Source organism: Xanthomonas albilineans (assembly GCF_009931595.1).
GTDB lineage: Bacteria > Pseudomonadota > Gammaproteobacteria > Xanthomonadales > Xanthomonadaceae > Xanthomonas_A > Xanthomonas_A albilineans.
Genome location: NZ_CP046570.1, coordinates 1,487,026 through 1,502,820, shown reverse-complemented (window position 1 = coordinate 1,502,820; position 15,795 = coordinate 1,487,026). Strand labels below are relative to the sequence as shown.

Genomic DNA, 15,795 nt, shown 5'->3' with positions numbered 1-15,795 from the left:
GGCCTCAGCCGAGGTATTGAACGCTGACGATTTCGTACTCGCGATGCCCGGCCGGCGCATCGATCCCGACGCTATCGCCTTCCATCTTGCCGATCAGTGCGCGCGCCAGCGGCGAGGAAATCGCGATCAAGCCCAGCTTGATGTCCGCCTCCAGGTCGCCGACCAACTGGTAACGCTTTTCTTCGTCGGTTTCCACGTCGGCCAAGGTCACGGTAGCGCCGAACACCACCTTGCTGCCGACCGCCAGCTTGCTGATATCGATGACCTCGGCATGCGACAGCTCGCTCTCCAGCTGCTTGATGCGGCCTTCGATAAAGCCTTGTTGCTCGCGCGCGGCATGGTATTCGGCGTTTTCCTTGAGATCGCCGTGCGCGCGCGCCTCGGCGATGGCATTGATGACTTCCGGACGCTTGACCGACTTCAGGTGGTCCAGCTCTTCGCGCAGGCGCTGCGCGCCTTGCAAGGTGATCGGTGCTCTCACGCTTCCAACTCCTTATGCAATTCCTGCAACGCCCAGACCGGGCCGGTGCCGCGGAATTCCAATGAATGTACCAGCGCACGGGCGCCGGCGACCGTGGTGGAATAGGTGACGCGCTGTTGCAGCGCTTCACGTCGGATCGAGAACGAGTCGGAAATCGCCGGACGTCCCTCGGTGGTATTGACGATATATACGATTTCGCCGTTCTTGATCCGATCGACGATGTGCGGACGCCCCTCGGCCACCTTGTTGACCTGTTCGCACTGCAGCCCGTTCTGCTGCAGCCAGGCGCAGGTGCCGCGGGTAGCGACCAGGGTGTAGCCGCGTTCGACCAGCGCCTGCGCTACCGGCAGCACACGCTGTTTGTCCGGATCGCGCACCGAGACGAAGGCCTTGCCCAACGGCGGCGCCTTGATCCCGCCGGCTTCCTGCGCACGCGCGAACGCGGCACTGAAGCTGCGCCCCACGCCCATCACCTCGCCGGTGGAGCGCATCTCCGGGCCGAGGATCGGATCCACGCCCTGGAACTTGGCGAACGGGAAGATCGCTTCCTTCACCGAGTAGTAGTCGGGCACGATTTCCTTCAGCGCACCCTGTTCGGCCAGGGTCTTGCCGGCCATGCAGCGCGCGGCGATCTTAGCCAGCGGCACGCCGATGGCTTTGGACACGAACGGCACGGTGCGCGAGGCGCGCGGGTTCACTTCCAGCAGGTACACGATATCGTCGCCGGCATCGTTGACCTGCACCGCGAACTGGGTGTTCATCAGCCCCACAACGTGCAACGCCTTGGCCAATTCGACCACCTGGCGACGCAATTCGGCCTGGGTAGCCGGCGACAGCGAGTACGGGGGCAGCGAGCAGGACGAATCGCCGGAATGCACGCCGGCTTCTTCGATGTGCTCCATGACCCCGCCGATCAATACCTTCCCATCCTTGTCGGCGATGATGTCCACGTCCACTTCCACCGCGTTGTCGAGGAAGCGATCCAGCAACACCGGCGACTCGTTGGAGACCTTGACCGCATCGCGGACATAGCGCGCCAGGTCGGACTCGCCGTACACGATCTCCATCGCGCGACCACCGAGCACGTAGCTCGGGCGCACCACCAGCGGATAGCCGATCTCCCGCGCCAGCACCAGCGCCTCTTCGGCGTTGCGGGCGATGCGATTCGGCGGCTGCTTCAAACCGAGTTGGTCGACCAGTTGCTGGAAGCGTTCGCGGTCCTCGGCCAAGTCGATCGAATCGGGCGAGGTGCCGATCACCGGCACACCGTTGGCTTCCAGCGCGCGTGCCAGCTTCAGCGGAGTTTGTCCGCCATACTGCACGATCACGCCCTTGGGTTGCTCCAAGTCGACGATCTCCAGCACGTCTTCCAGCGTCAGTGGCTCAAAGTACAGGCGATCGGAGGTGTCGTAGTCGGTGGACACGGTCTCAGGATTGCAGTTGACCATGATGGTCTCGTAGCCATCCTCACGCAGCGCCAGCGCCGCATGCACGCAGCAGTAGTCGAACTCGATTCCCTGGCCGATGCGATTGGGGCCACCGCCCAGGATCATGATCTTGTTGCGGTCGCTCGGCGTGGCCTCGCACTCGTCCTCGTAGGTCGAGTACAGATAAGCGGTGCTGGTGGCGAATTCGGCCGCGCACGAGTCCACCCGCTTGTACACCGGGCGCACCTTGTGTGCGCGGCGCAATGCGCGGATCGCGGCCTCGTTGGTGCCAGTCAATTGCGCCAAGCGCGCATCGGAGAAGCCGGCGCGCTTGAGCGTGCGCAGCCGCGCGGCGTCGAGCGCATCCAGACCCTCGGCAGCCACTTGCTTTTCCTGCGCGATCAAGTCCTCCATCTGGTCCAGGAACCATGGATCGATGAACGACAGCGCATGCACCTGCTCCACGCTCATGCCCGCGCGGAACGCATCGGCGACGTAGAACAGGCGCTCCGGGCCAGGCGCTTTCAGCTCGTGCCTGAGCGCGGCCAGATCGTCCTCGTTGCGCAAATCCAAACCGGTCGGGTCCAGCCCGATCTTGCCGGTCTCCAGGCCACGCAGCGCCTTCTGCAGCGACTCGGAGAAGGTGCGACCCATCGCCATTACCTCCCCCACAGATTTCATCTGCGTGGTCAGGCGCGCATCGGCCTGCGGGAATTTCTCGAACGCAAAACGCGGGATCTTGGTGACCACGTAATCGATCGCCGGCTCGAACGAGGCCGGGGTCAACCCGCCAGTGATCTCGTTCTTCAATTCGTCCAGCGTGTAGCCCACGGCCAATTTGGCCGCGACCTTGGCGATCGGGAAGCCGGTGGCCTTGGATGCCAGCGCCGAGGAACGCGACACGCGCGGGTTCATTTCGATCACCACCACGCGCCCAGTCTGCGCGTTGATGCCGAACTGCACGTTGGAGCCGCCGGTGTCCACACCGATCTTGCGCAGCACCGCGATGGACGCATCGCGCAGACGCTGGTATTCCTTGTCGGTCAGGGTCTGCGCCGGAGCCACGGTGATCGAGTCACCGGTATGCACACCCATCGGGTCCAGGTTCTCGATCGCGCAGACGATGATGCAGTTATCCGCGGTGTCGCGGACCACTTCCATCTCGAACTCCTTCCAACCGAGCACCGACTCCTCGACCAACACCTCGCTGGTCGGCGACAACTCCAAACCGCGCCCGACGATCTCGATCAGTTCCTCGCGGTTGTAGGCAATGCCGCCACCGCTACCGCCCAGGGTGAAGCTGGGCCGGATGATGGTCGGATAGCCTACCCTGGTCTGAATCTCCAGCGCTTCTTCCAGCGTGCGCGCCACCGCCGCCTTGGGACACTCCAGGCCGATTTCGCCCATCGCCACACGGAACAACTCGCGGTCCTCGGCCATGCGGATGGCCTCGCGTTTGGCGCCGATCAGTTCGACGCCGTACTTTTCCAGCACACCGTGGTCGGCCAGATCCAGCGCGCAATTCAGCGCGGTCTGCCCGCCCATGGTCGGCAGCAAGGCATCAGGCTTTTCCTTGGCGATGATCTTCTCCACCGTCTGCCAGTTGATCGGCTCGATGTACACGGCGTCGGCCATGTTCGGGTCGGTCATGATGGTGGCCGGGTTGCTGTTGACCAGCACCACGCGGTAGCCCTCGTCGCGCAGCGCCTTGCACGCCTGTGCGCCGGAGTAATCGAATTCGCAAGCCTGACCGATGACGATCGGGCCGGCGCCGATGATGAGGATGGTTTGAAGGTCTGTGCGCTTGGGCATGAGGATTCTCAGTAAAGGCGGTCCTGCCACGCCACGGGGGCCTGCCAGGTGATCTGATGACGCCAGCGGTGGAGCGACAACGGCACGGCCGGCGCCGCGGCCATCAAGCGGCGGCGGCCATCAGCGCGGTGAACCGATCGAACAACGGCGCCACATCGCGCGGACCCGGCGAGGCTTCCGGGTGACCCTGGAAGCCGAAGGCCGGAGCATCGCTCAACTCGATCCCTTGATTGGTACCGTCGAACAGCGAACGATGCGTCACCCGGACATGCGCAGGCAACGAGGCTTCATCGACCGCGAAGCCATGGTTCTGCGAGGTGATCATCACCTGACCACTGTGCAGATCCTGCACCGGATGGTTGGCGCCATGGTGGCCGTGCCCCATCTTCAAGGTCTGCGCGCCAGCAGCGAGCGCCAACAGTTGGTGGCCCAGGCAGATGCCGAAGGTCGGGATCTTGCGCGCCAGCAGTTGCTTGATCGCGGCGATCGCGTAATCGCACGGCGCTGGATCGCCGGGACCATTGGACAAAAACACGCCATCTGGCTGCATCGCCAACACCTGGTCGACCGGCGTCTGCGCCGGCACCACGGTGACGTCGCAGCCACGCTCGGCGAGCATGCGCAGGATGTTGCGCTTGACCCCGTAGTCGTAGGCCACGACCTTGAACCTCGGCTCGACCTGGACAAAGACGTTGCGATCCAGATCGAGCTGCCCCTCGCGCCACGCATAGGGTTGATCGGTGGACACCACCTTGGCCAGATCCATTCCCTTGAGCCCCGGGAAGCCGCGCGCGGCGTCCAGCGCAGCATCCACGTCGACAGCACCCGCCATCAGCGCGCCGTTCTGCGCGCCCTTCTCGCGCAGGATGCGGGTCAGCTTGCGAGTGTCGATGCCGGCGATGGCGACCACACCACGCTGCGCCAGCCACTGCGGCAAGGCCACCTGGCTGCGCCAGTTGCTGGGACGGCGCGGCACGTCACGCACGATCAGGCCAGCCGACCAGACCTGGGCGGCCTCGTCGTCCTGGTCGGTGCAACCAGTGTTGCCGATATGGGGATACGTCAGCGTAACCAATTGGCGCGCGTACGACGGATCGGTCACGATCTCCTGATAACCGGTCATGGCGGTGTTAAACACCACTTCGCCGACGGACAGGCCAGTGGCACCTACGGCAACGCCCTCGAACACTGTGCCGTCTTCAAGGACAAGGATTGCGGGTTGAGTCACGGGGTTCGCCTTGGGGGAAAAGAGGAACCCTGCCCCACCAAAACTTGCGGCTGCAAGAAACCGCGAACGCGGCGCTTCTCCGGGTTCGTGGCGATGGGTAACAGGCGAGAAAGAATTGTACCGACGCGCGGCGGTCCGCGCCAGCCGTTTGTGTCAAAACGCGGTTCAGCCGAGCAGGTCGCGCAACCGATAGGCCGCCGGCGCGCGCCCGGGCAGGCGTGTGGCCGCATGTAACGCGCCACGGGCAAAGATGTCGCGATTACTGGCACGGTGCAGCAACTCCACCCGCTCGCCAAGGCCGGTGAACTGCACCAAATGCTCGCCGACGATGTCGCCGGCGCGCAGGCTGGCATAGCGCGGGGCCGCACCACCGTGTGCGGCCGCCTCGCCCAGCGTGAGCGCGGTACCGGAAGGCGCATCCTGCTTGTGTACATGATGGGATTCGACGATATCGCAATCCCACCCCGGCAGCGCCGCGGCGGCACGCTCCACCAGTTCGTTCAACACCGCCACACCCAGGCTGAAGTTCGACGCCCAGATCAGCGCAATGCGCTCGGCGGCGGCGGCCAATGCCTGCCGCTGCGTCGCATCCAGGCCGGTGGTCCCCGACACCAACGCCGCACCGCGTGCCACGCACAGCGCCAGGACCGGATCGAAGCCCTCCGGCAGGCTGAAATCGATTGCCACATCGAACGTGGGCACGCCATTGAGTTCGGCCGCAGCGAAATACGGCACGCCATCGATCACCCGCTGCGCCGGCGTTCGCCGCAACACCGCAGCCACCACCTGTAACCCCGCGTCCTGAGCTGCCAGACGCAACAACGCCTGGCCCATGCGGCCAGACGCACCATGAATCAACACACGCAACGGAGCAGTCGTCATCCGCCAAGGCTAGCGGTTTGCAGCCGAACACAACAGAGGGAAAATCAAAAACGATCGCATCTGACGCGAAACGCTGACCGACGCCAGCGCACCGCGCAAGCAACGATGAAGGATGAAAAACCCCGTCATCGATATCGCATCGCCCTGACCCACGCGGCGCGATTCAGTGTCGACGCGGTGGCGCGGGACCGCAGTTGTCGCAACCGCCGCAGGCACCCGCGCCAACGGTGGGCGGTGGCGCGATCAGGCGCCCCAAGGATTGCAACCAGGCCGGGCGCCCCGGCCGCAGCAACACCCGCGCCAACGCACTGCGCAACCAACGCACAGTGCCGGGGAATTGCTTCTTCAACACCACCCAGGCGCTGACCAGCACCGCCAGCACAATCAGCAGATACTGCAGCAGCAGCGAGGCACTCATCTCAACCGGCTCCCAGCGCCACTGCGACCTGGTAGGTGATCAACGAGGCCAAATAGGCCAGCGCGAACAAGTAGCACGCGGCAACGCTCATCTGTTTCCACGAATTGGTCTCGCGCTTGATCGTGGCCAGGGTGGAAAGGCACATCGGCGCGTAGATGTACCAAACCAGCAGGGATAACGCGGTGGCCAGCGACCAGCCATTGCCGATCAACGGCGACAACGCCTGCGCGGCGGCAACGTCGTCGGTAGCGGACAACGCGTACACCGTCGCCAGCGACGACACCGCCACCTCGCGCGCGGCCAGCCCCGGGATCAGCGCGATACAGATCTGCCAGTTGAAGCCCAGTGGCGCGAACACCACGGTCATCGCATGGCCGATACGCCCGGCGAAGCTGTAATCGATCATCGGCATGGCCGCATTGACCGGTGCCGACGGGAAATTCAATAGAAACCACAGCAGGATGGTCAGCGCAAGGATGATGCCGCCAACGCGCTTGAGGAAGATCGCCGCACGCTCCCACAGGCCCAACGCCAGATCCCGCAGACGCGGAACGCGGTACGAAGGCAGCTCCAGCAACAGCGGATGCTCGCCCTTGTCGCGGCGCCATTTCTTCATGACCCAGGAAACCACCAAGCCACTGACGATGGCCGCCACGTACAACCCGAACAGCACCAAACCCTGCCGATTGAACAGCCCCCAGACCTGCTGTTGCGGCACGAACGCCGCGATCAGCAGCGTGTACACGGGCAACCGCGCCGAGCAGGTCATCAGCGGCGCCACGAGAATGGTGGCCAAACGGTCGCGCGAGTCCTGGATGCTGCGCGTGGACATGATGCCGGGCACCGCGCAGGCGAAGCTGGACAGCAGCGGGATAAACGAGCGCCCGGACAATCCCGCCGCCGACATCATGCGATCGAGCAGAAACGCCGCACGCGGCAAGTAGCCGGATTCTTCCAACGCCAGAATGAAGGCGAACAGGATCAGGATCTGCGGCAAAAACACCACCACACCGCCTACCCCGGCGATGATGCCATCCACCAGCAGACTGTTCAGCGGCCCAGTCGGCAGAGTCGCGCCCACCCAGGCGCCGAGTGCCTTGCTGGCGCCGTCGATCAAGTCCATCAGCGGCTTGGCCCAGGCGAACACCGCCTGGAAGATCAGGAACATCACCAGCACCAGGGTCAGCAACCCGGCGACCGGATGCAGCAGCCAGCGATCCAGCGCGTCGTCGATGCGCGCAGTGCGGCTGGGCATCGTCACTGCGCTCGCAAGCATGTTGCGCACCTGTTGGTGATGGTCGCCCTGCGCATCGGCCGACGCCGGCACGGGCGGCAACGCCGGCGCCAGCGCGTCCAGGTATTGGACCAACGCACGGGCGCCGTGGCGACGCACCGCCACGGTTTCGATCACCGGCACGCCCAGCGCCTGTTCCAGCGCTTGCAGGTCGATGCGGATGCCACGGCGCTGCGCGGCGTCGACCATATTCAGCGCCACAAGCATAGGCTTACCCAGCGCGCGCAGTTCCAGCGCGAAACGCAAATGCAGGCGCAGGTTGGTCGCATCGACCACGCACACCAGGACATCCGGCGCCGGCTCGCCTGGGTAGAAACCGCGGCACAGATCGCGGGTGATCGCTTCGTCGACACTGGCCGGTTGCAAACTGTAGGCACCGGGCAGATCCAGCACCGCGAACTCGCGCCCGGATGGCGCACGCAAACGCCCCTCCTTGCGCTCGACGGTGACGCCCGCATAGTTGGCGACCTTCTGCCTGCTCCCGGTCAACTGATTGAACAGCGCGGTTTTGCCGCAGTTCGGATTACCGACCAAGGCCAGCCGCAGCGGCGCGCGGGCGTCGCTCATGATTACACCTCGGCCACGGGACTGACCTGCACCCGGGCCGCTTCGCTGCGGCGCAGCGCAAACCGCGTATAACCCACCTGCACCAGTAGCGGCTCGCCGGCGACCGGCCCACTGGTCAGCACCTGCACCTGCTCGCCGGCGACGAACCCCAGCTCGCGCAGACGCCGCGCAATGGCGTCGTTGGGCTGGCGGTCGTGCACGGATTCGACCAGGGCGCTGCTACGCAACGGCATATCGGACAACGTCACAACACGTTCCGGCGATAAGAATAATTATCAATTGTAGCACTGCCGGGGGGCGTCATGGCGGCACCCGCGCAGCCGGCTATGATCGTCCAATGGCGGCCATTGTCCCTCCGCACGAGATCCATCGATGAGCGATGCACTGCTGTTGGAGCGATCTGGCAAGGTCATGACGCTGTATTTGAACCGCCCCGCACTGCGCAACGCCTTCGACGCCGCGTTGATCGCGCAACTCACCGACGCCCTGCAACAGATCGCGGTCGATCCGCTGATCCAGATCGTGGTGCTAGGCGGCGCCGGCACTGCGTTCTCGGCCGGCGCCGACCTGCAATGGATGCGTTCGATGGCCAGCGCCAGCGCACAGGAAAATCACGACGACGCGCTGGCGCTGGCACGGTTGATGCGCGTGCTCGACGAACTGCCCAAGCCCACCGTCGCGCGCGTCCACGGCGCCGCGTTCGGCGGCGCGGTGGGGTTGGTCGCGTGCTGCGACATCGCGGTGGCGTCCACCGATGCGCGCTTCGCGCTCAGCGAAAGTCGCCTGGGTCTGCTGCCGGCGGTGATCTCGCCCTACGTGATCGCCGCGATCGGCGCACGCCAGGCACGACGCTGGTTCGCCAGCGCCGAGCCGTTCGACGCCGCCACGGCCGCGCTGATCGGCCTGGTACACGAGGTGGTGGCACCGGAGGCGCTGGACGCAGCGGTGCAACACCAGGTGGCGCTGCTGGGCCAAGCCGGGCCGCTGGCCACGGCGGCGGCCAAGACACTGGTACGGCGCGTTGCCGCCGGCGGCGAACGCGATACCCTGGATCAGGCCAACGCCGCGCTGATCGCGCAGTTGCGGGTCTCGCCCGAAGGCCAGGAAGGCCTCGGTGCGTTCCTCGAAAAGCGCGCTCCACGCTGGATCACACAGACCTGACATGCCACCAGAGCGCGCCGCATCAGCGTCGACTAGCTCCAGGCTTCCAGCGCTGGCGAGCCACCCGTGCCGCTGCTGGTGGCAGCCTGAATCAGCAATCGTCGTGATCCGAACCGTGTTTGCCACGCTTGCCTCTCCCGTCATAGATCTACAGAGGCTGCACCCATGAGCGATATCGTGCGCATTGTGGAAGTCGGCCCGCGCGACGGCCTGCAGAACGAGAAGACCTGGGTCGCCACAGCCGACAAGATCGAGCTGATCGCCAGATTGTCTCGCACCGGCCTGCGCAGCATCGAGGCGACCAGCTTCGTCAGCCCGAAATGGGTACCGCAGCTGGCCGACGCAGCGGAGGTCTACACCGGCATCGTCCCGACGCCAGGCGTGGACTACCCGGTGCTGGTACCCAATCTACAGGGCTACGAGCGCGCCATCGCGGTCGGCGTGCGCGAGGTCGCGGTGTTCACCGCTGCCTCCGAAGCCTTCAATCGCACCAACACCAATGCAGGCATCGATGCATCGCTGACGCGCTTCGCGCCGGTGCTGGCGCGTGCCGAAGCGGACGGGGTCAAGGTGCGCGGTTATGTTTCCACCGTCCTTGGCTGCCCATACCAGGGCGTGGTCCCACTGACCGACGTGGTGCGGGTGGCGCAACGATTGCACGCGATGGGTTGCTACGAAATTTCGCTGGGCGACACCATCGGTGTCGGCACGGCGGCCAAGGCGCGGGCGATGCTGCGCGCGGTCGCCAGCGAGGTGCCGATGGCGGCGCTGGCGGTGCACTTCCACGACACCTACGGCCAGGCACTGGCCAACATCGCGGCATGCCTGGACGAAGGGGTGCGCGTGGTCGATGCGGCGGTGTCCGGTGCTGGCGGCTGCCCCTACGCCAAGGGCGCCAGCGGCAATGTGGCCAGCGAGGAGGTGGTCTACCTGCTGCACGGCAACGGCATGCAGACCGGCATCGACCTGCCGGCGCTGGCCGCCACCGGGCGCTGGCTGGCGCATCGACTTGGCCGGCGCACCGGCAGCAAGGTCGGTCAAGCGCTGGCGACGGACGACGACGCAACGGCGCCCGCAGCGTGACCCCACGCGCACGGCGGCATGCGCCGCATCGCCGCTCTCCCGGCTAAACTGCGGTTTTCCGCGTCCGCGAAGGAAACCTCCATGCAACTTACCGATCTACGCGCCGTGGTCACCGGCGGCGTATCCGGCCTTGGCTTGGCGGTGGCGCAGCGCATCGTCGCCGAGGGCGGCAAGGTGGTGCTGTTCGATCTGCACGAGGACAAGGGCGCCGCCGCGGTTACCGCACTGGGCAAAAAACAGGCCTGCTACCTGCGCACCGACGTCAGCGACGAGACCCAGGTGGCGGCCCAGTTCGACGCCGCCCAGGAGTTCCTCGGCGGGCTCAACACCGCGATCAACTGCGCTGGCATCCTTGGCTCAGGCCGTGTACTCGGCAAGGAAGCGCCGATGGCGCTGGCCACATTCCAGAACACGGTGATGGTCAACCTGATCGGCAGCTTCAACGTCGCCAAAGCGGCAGCGAACCTGATGCAACACAACACGCCCGGCGAGGATGGCGAGCGCGGCGCAATCGTCAACACCGCCAGCATCGCCGCCTACGAAGGCCAGATCGGCCAGACGGCGTATGCCGCGTCCAAGGGCGGCGTGGTGGCGATGACCTTGCCGATGGCGCGCGAACTGGCGCGCGTGGGCATCCGCGTTAATACCATCGCCCCCGGTATCTTCTGGACACCGATGGTGGATGGCATGCCCGAAGCCGTGCAACACTCGCTGGCCTCCGCGATCCCGTATCCTTCGCGCCTCGGCCAGCCAGAGGAATTCGCCGACACGGTGATGTTCCTGCTGCGCAACCGCTACCTCAATGGCGAGGTGATCCGCCTCGACGGTGCGGTGCGCCTGGCGCCCAAGTGACCGCAACATCGGCCCATTAGCCCATATTCCCCAAAGCCCCTCTTCGCTTCCATCCAAATACTGTGCCGCCATGAAAGCCAACGAAATCAAGAAAGGCAACGTCGTCGAATACAACAATAGCGTGTACCAGATCCGCGACATCGAGCGCAGCTCGCCGCAGGGCCGTGGCGGCAACGTGCGCTTCCGCTTCGTCATGTACAGCGTGCCCGGCGGCAACAAGCTCGACGCCAGCTTCGACGGCGACGACGACCTGCGCGAGGTGGAATTGATGCGCCGTCAGGCCACGTTTTCCTACAAGGACGGCGAGGCGTTCGTATTCCTCGACGACGAGGACTACACACCCTACACACTGGACGCCGATGCCATCGGCAACGACGCCGGTTACATCACCGACGGTCTCAGCGGCATCTATGTGCAGGTCATCGACGACCAGCCAGTGGCGATACAACTACCGCAGAGCGTCACCCTGGAAGTGATCGAGACACCGCCGGAACTCAAAGGAGGCACCGCAACCAAGCGGCCCAAACCCGCCAAGCTCAACACCGGCATCGAGATCATGGTGCCGGAGTACATCGGCAACGGAGAACGCGTGCTGGTCAACACCACCACCGGCGAGTTCGCTGGACGCGCTGATTGAGCGCATGCCTGCGCGGTCGGCAACGATGTTTGCGCGAGTGCATCGCGCAATGGCAGCCACCCTGCAACGCGTTACCACTCATTGGACTTGCGGCAATTGCAACCGCGAAGGCGCACTCAACTGCAATCCGCCGCCCTCGCGGTTGAGCGTGCGCAGCCGCGCACCCAGCGTCGACAGGTTCGTGTCGACCTGCTCCAGCTCGGCCTGCAACGGCGGCGGCAACAGATCACGCAGACGTTTGCGTAATGCAGTGCCGTCGGCGCGCAGCGCCGCGATCCGCACCTGACTCTGCTCCTGCAACCAAGCACGCTCCTGCGCCTGCGGCAGGCCGTAGCCCGGCTGACCCTGCAATAGACTGGACGGTTGACTCAACAGCCCCTGCTGCGCCAGCACCGCGCGCACCGCCGCAGCCGCCTCGTGGGTATCACCGGCGGGATCTAAGCTCCCGCCAGAACGCACCAGCGCAGACCAGGGCGACGTGCGTAGATAACGCCGCTTCAAGGCATCGCGGGCGCGCATCTCGGCACGCAGGCGAGCCGCATTCTCCAACAGCAACAACGCCGCACTGGCGCGCAGGTCGCCGCGTTGCAGCCACGCAGCGCGCTGTGCGGCCGGCAGGTCCAACCAGGCATCCACATTGCGTGCGGGCAACGCCAGACCCGCACGCGCCACCGCGAACATCTCGGCGAAATACGCGCTCGCCGCAGGGAAGTAATAGCCCTGCCGCACCGCTGCCGCGTTGTTCTCCAACACCGAGGCATCGGCAATACCAGCACGCAGTAGGCGCTGGCGCAGGCCGGTCGGGGTGATGCCGGACAAGTGCGCGGCCGACAGTCGCGGTACCGCGTCGTGCAGCAAGGCGTAGGTTTCTACGGCGCAGTTGTTGCTTAGGAAATAGTAGCGACCGTCGTAGCTCCAATGCAGTTGTCCGGCGCGCTCCAGCAACGCGGCGATCTCATCGCGACGCAGGTTCAGCGGCAACGACTGCAGCCCGCGCAGTTGCACCTGGGTGTAGTCGTCGATTACTTGATGCAGCGGCAGGACGAACAACCGCGACGGATACGAACCGATCAATCCACGCAGGTTGGAAATCTGCACGTCGTTGACGAAGGCGCGAAACGACAACACCAGGTGGTCGGCCAGATCGAGCCGGCACTGCGGCCCGAGCGGCCGCCCCGGCGCGCAAATCACCAGGCGCAGCATGCTGTGGCCCCAGCGGCTCATCGGCTGCGTATTGCCTTCGGCCAGCAGGTAATCCACCGCATAGACCCGCGCCGGGTCCACCTGCACTAGCAGTGCCTGCTCGGCCAGCGGGTCCTGCACAAAGGCCAGGCCGGGCGCGCAACGGGCTGGCGGCGGCGTCCATGCCAGACGCTGGGCGAAATAGTCGGCCAACGCTGGACGACGGCAGACATAGTCCGGATCGAGCAGGACGTGCTCCAGATTGACCGCGACGTATTCCGCCGGCGATTCCAATTCGTAACGATCCGGACTGCGTTCGGTGAGGGCGTTGTGGCCACGGCGCAGGCCCAGGCGCATCGGACTCACCTGCCAACCCGCCAAGTCCAGCAGCCGCGGATCGGACGATAAGCGCCCGGCTGCGGAATGGTCGTAAACATGCGCCAGTTCGTGCAGCAGCGCGGCCAGGGCGGGCCGCCGCGCCGGATCGGTGGCCGGATCGGTGCCGGCGTTGGCCGCCATCCAGTCGCGCAGCAATTGCTTGTTCAACAGCACCCGCCGCGCCAGGGCGCGTCCATGCACCTGCGGCGGCAGGTCGTCGCGCCACTGCACGGGCACAGAGGCGGGCAGCTCCGCCGCCCATACCGGCGGCAGCCGCGCCTGCGCGGCATCGAGCAAGGCCCGACTGGCCGCACGTTCGGATGCGCTCAGCCCCTGGTCGTCGCATTGCAATTGCACGGCCTGCGCCGGAACCGCGCAGGCTAGCGTCGCCAGAACCAGCCACCGCGCCACGCGGCGGCGTGGTATCACAGCGCCAGGATCGCCTGCGCCAATTCCAGGTCGCTGGCCTGCCGCGCCTGCGGGTTGCGCTCGCGCAGCACGCGTAGTGCCGCTTCGAATTGCGCGCCACGGATACGACCGGCGCTGGCGACGAAACCGGCCGCGTCGTCGCGCGCCTGCAACACCACCTTATTGTTTCTATTGGAACTATTGTCCGAGGAATCCGAACTGCCGGCCGAGCCAGCCGACGCGGAACCGGCAGAACTACCGGCGAAACTGGACGCCTGCGCGAACGCGGGCACGATCAAAGCCAACAGCAGGGCGAGGCGCGCGGTCATTCGGGTCATCGCAATCGTTCCAGACAGGGTCGTGTAGAGGAGCTCGGCCAAGGCCGCAGCGTATCGCCGATCCACCGCGAGCAGTGGCTGAACCAGCGATCGGGCCGCGACGCGGCATGCATGCTCAGCTATCGAACAGTTTACCTGGATTGAGCAACCCGGATGGATCGAACACGCACTTGACCGCACGCATCAGCGCAATCTCCTGCGCACTGCGGGTGCTGTCCAGGTAGGGCTTCTTGACCAACCCGATCCCATGCTCGGCGGAAATACTGCCACCGTGCGCGGCCAGCACCTGCGCGAGCAGCGTGGTGACGTGTTCGCAGGCGGCGATGAAATCCGCCGACGCGGTGGCCTCGGGCTTGAGCACGTTGATATGCAGGTTGCCATCGCCGATGTGGCCGAACCAGACCACGTCGAACTGCGGGTAGGCCTGCGCGAGCAGCGCCTGGGTCTGCGCCAGGAACGCCGGCATCGCCGAGATCCGCACCGAGACATCGTTCTTGTACGGCGTGTAGCGCGCCACCGCCTCGGTGATGCCCTCGCGCAGGCGCCACAGCTGCGCCGCCTGCGCCTGGCTCTGGCTGATAACGCCATCCAGGACCCAACCCTGCTCCATGCACGCCTCGAACGCGCCCAGTGCCGCGGCTTCCTGCGCGTCGTCGCCGCTGGCGTATTCGGTAACCACGTAGTACGGATAGAGCGTCTCGAACGGCGCCTGCGCGCCATGCGCCAGGACATGCTCCAGCGCACGGTCGGTGAAGAATTCGAACGCCTCCAACTGCAACCGAGAGCGAAACGCGGCGAACACCTGCATCAACACCTCGAACGAGGGCAGCGCCAGCAGCATCACATTGCTCGGCGGCGGCGGATCGGTGAGCCGCAAGGTGGCCTCGACCACGATGCCGAGTGTGCCTTCCGAACCGATCAACAACTGGCGGAAATCGTAGCCGCTGGAATTTTTGATCAACCCGCGGTTCAGATCGAGCAACTCGCCGCTGCCCGTGACCACTTTCAGCCCGGCAATCCACTCGCGGGTGTTGCCATAGCGGATCACGCGGATACCGCCGGCATTGGTGGCGATGTTGCCGCCGATCGAACACGAGCCGCGCGCGGCGAAATCCACCGGATACACCAGGCCATGTTCGCGGGCGGCATTGTGTACCGCCTCCAGCGGCATGCCCGCCTGCACCGTCAACGTGCGATCGACCGGGTCGAAGGCCAGCATTTTGTTCATCCGCTCCAGGCTCAGCACCAGTTCGCCGTGCGCCGCCACCGCACCGCCGGACAGGCCGGTACGGCCCCCGGAGGGCACCACCGCCACCGCGTGCGCGTTGGCCCAGCGCAACACCGCCTGCACCTCCTCCACCGTGGCCGGAAGCGCAACCGCCAGCGGCGCCGGGGTCCAACGCCGGGTCCAGTCACGGCCGTAGTGTTCCAGATCGGCAGGGTCGGTCTTCAGACGCAGGGCGGGAACGGCGTGAGCCAGGGCGTCCAGGCGCGAGTCGGTCATGATCTAGATCAGCGGGGAAGGCAAGCCCTCAAGCGTGCCAGTGTCGCGCCGCCGCGTCCAGCATGCGCGACATTGGATGGATGCAGGAGAAACCATTATCGCCGGTCTTGCCGACGCTACGTTGACGCGGCGCCGCCATCCGC

14 protein-coding genes are annotated in these 15,795 nt (G+C 65.6%); 4 read left to right on the top strand and 10 right to left on the bottom strand.

Going from position 1 to position 15,795, the window contains the following annotated elements; all coding sequences use genetic code 11:
* Window positions 1-4: 4 nt before the first annotated feature.
* From greA to XaFJ1_RS06340, 7 genes are all read right to left on the bottom strand, one after another.
* Entirely contained in the window at window positions 5-469 is a 465-nt protein-coding gene (gene greA, locus XaFJ1_RS06370) for a transcription elongation factor GreA (protein WP_187388443.1), read from the bottom strand.
* A gap of 8 nt (window positions 470-477) precedes the next feature.
* On the bottom strand, window positions 478-3,720 hold the full coding sequence (gene carB / locus XaFJ1_RS06365) for a carbamoyl-phosphate synthase large subunit (protein ID WP_012915850.1): 3,243 nt from the start codon (window positions 3,718-3,720) through the stop codon (window positions 478-480).
* Between the two features lie 103 nt (window positions 3,721-3,823).
* A complete protein-coding gene (gene carA, locus XaFJ1_RS06360) occupies window positions 3,824-4,948 on the bottom strand; it encodes a glutamine-hydrolyzing carbamoyl-phosphate synthase small subunit (protein WP_012915849.1) in 1,125 nt (374 codons plus the stop codon).
* A 165-nt stretch (window positions 4,949-5,113) separates the two neighbouring features.
* Window positions 5,114-5,830 carry a 4-hydroxy-tetrahydrodipicolinate reductase gene (gene dapB / locus XaFJ1_RS06355; RefSeq protein WP_012915848.1) on the bottom strand — a complete coding sequence of 239 codons (717 nt, stop codon included), beginning with the start codon at window positions 5,828-5,830 and terminating at the stop codon, window positions 5,114-5,116.
* Between the two features lie 163 nt (window positions 5,831-5,993).
* The gene (locus tag XaFJ1_RS06350) at window positions 5,994-6,248 is read right to left on the bottom strand and encodes a DUF6587 family protein (RefSeq protein WP_012915847.1); all 255 of its coding nucleotides are present in this window, start codon (window positions 6,246-6,248) and stop codon (window positions 5,994-5,996) included.
* 1 nt (window position 6,249) lies between these two features.
* Window positions 6,250-8,109: a ferrous iron transport protein B gene (gene feoB / locus XaFJ1_RS06345; RefSeq protein ID WP_012915846.1), complete on the bottom strand. Its 1,860-nt coding sequence runs from the start codon at window positions 8,107-8,109 to the stop codon at window positions 6,250-6,252.
* A 2-nt stretch (window positions 8,110-8,111) separates the two neighbouring features.
* Window positions 8,112-8,357, bottom strand: coding sequence for a FeoA family protein (locus XaFJ1_RS06340; protein ID WP_012915845.1), 246 nt, complete (start codon window positions 8,355-8,357; stop codon window positions 8,112-8,114).
* Window positions 8,358-8,481: 124 nt separating this feature from the next.
* On the opposite strand from XaFJ1_RS06340, the gene XaFJ1_RS06335 reads away from it, so the two are divergent.
* The 4 genes from XaFJ1_RS06335 (at window position 8,482) to yeiP (ending at window position 11,842) form a co-directional block, all read left to right on the top strand.
* Window positions 8,482-9,270, top strand: coding sequence for an enoyl-CoA hydratase-related protein (locus XaFJ1_RS06335; protein WP_012915844.1), 789 nt, complete (start codon window positions 8,482-8,484; stop codon window positions 9,268-9,270).
* Window positions 9,271-9,435: 165 nt separating this feature from the next.
* Window positions 9,436-10,353 carry a hydroxymethylglutaryl-CoA lyase gene (locus XaFJ1_RS06330; RefSeq protein ID WP_012915843.1) on the top strand — a complete coding sequence of 306 codons (918 nt, stop codon included), beginning with the start codon at window positions 9,436-9,438 and terminating at the stop codon, window positions 10,351-10,353.
* A gap of 81 nt (window positions 10,354-10,434) precedes the next feature.
* Window positions 10,435-11,205: an SDR family oxidoreductase gene (locus XaFJ1_RS06325; protein ID WP_012915842.1), complete on the top strand. Its 771-nt coding sequence runs from the start codon at window positions 10,435-10,437 to the stop codon at window positions 11,203-11,205.
* A 70-nt stretch (window positions 11,206-11,275) separates the two neighbouring features.
* Window positions 11,276-11,842, top strand: coding sequence for an elongation factor P-like protein YeiP (gene yeiP / locus XaFJ1_RS06320; RefSeq protein ID WP_012915841.1), 567 nt, complete (start codon window positions 11,276-11,278; stop codon window positions 11,840-11,842).
* Between the two features lie 78 nt (window positions 11,843-11,920).
* On the opposite strand, the gene XaFJ1_RS06315 is transcribed toward yeiP, so the two are convergent.
* The 3 genes from XaFJ1_RS06315 to XaFJ1_RS06305 form a co-directional block, all read right to left on the bottom strand.
* A complete protein-coding gene (locus tag XaFJ1_RS06315; protein ID WP_045757246.1) occupies window positions 11,921-13,828 on the bottom strand; it encodes an Lnb N-terminal periplasmic domain-containing protein in 1,908 nt (635 codons plus the stop codon).
* On the bottom strand, window positions 13,828-14,139 hold the full coding sequence (locus XaFJ1_RS06310; RefSeq protein ID WP_045756814.1) for a DUF2388 domain-containing protein: 312 nt from the start codon (window positions 14,137-14,139) through the stop codon (window positions 13,828-13,830). The genes XaFJ1_RS06315 and XaFJ1_RS06310 overlap by 1 nt, the downstream gene beginning before the upstream one ends.
* Window positions 14,140-14,263: 124 nt before the next feature.
* Window positions 14,264-15,652 carry an FAD-binding oxidoreductase gene (locus XaFJ1_RS06305; protein WP_012915838.1) on the bottom strand — a complete coding sequence of 463 codons (1,389 nt, stop codon included), beginning with the start codon at window positions 15,650-15,652 and terminating at the stop codon, window positions 14,264-14,266.
* Window positions 15,653-15,795 lie beyond the last annotated feature (143 nt).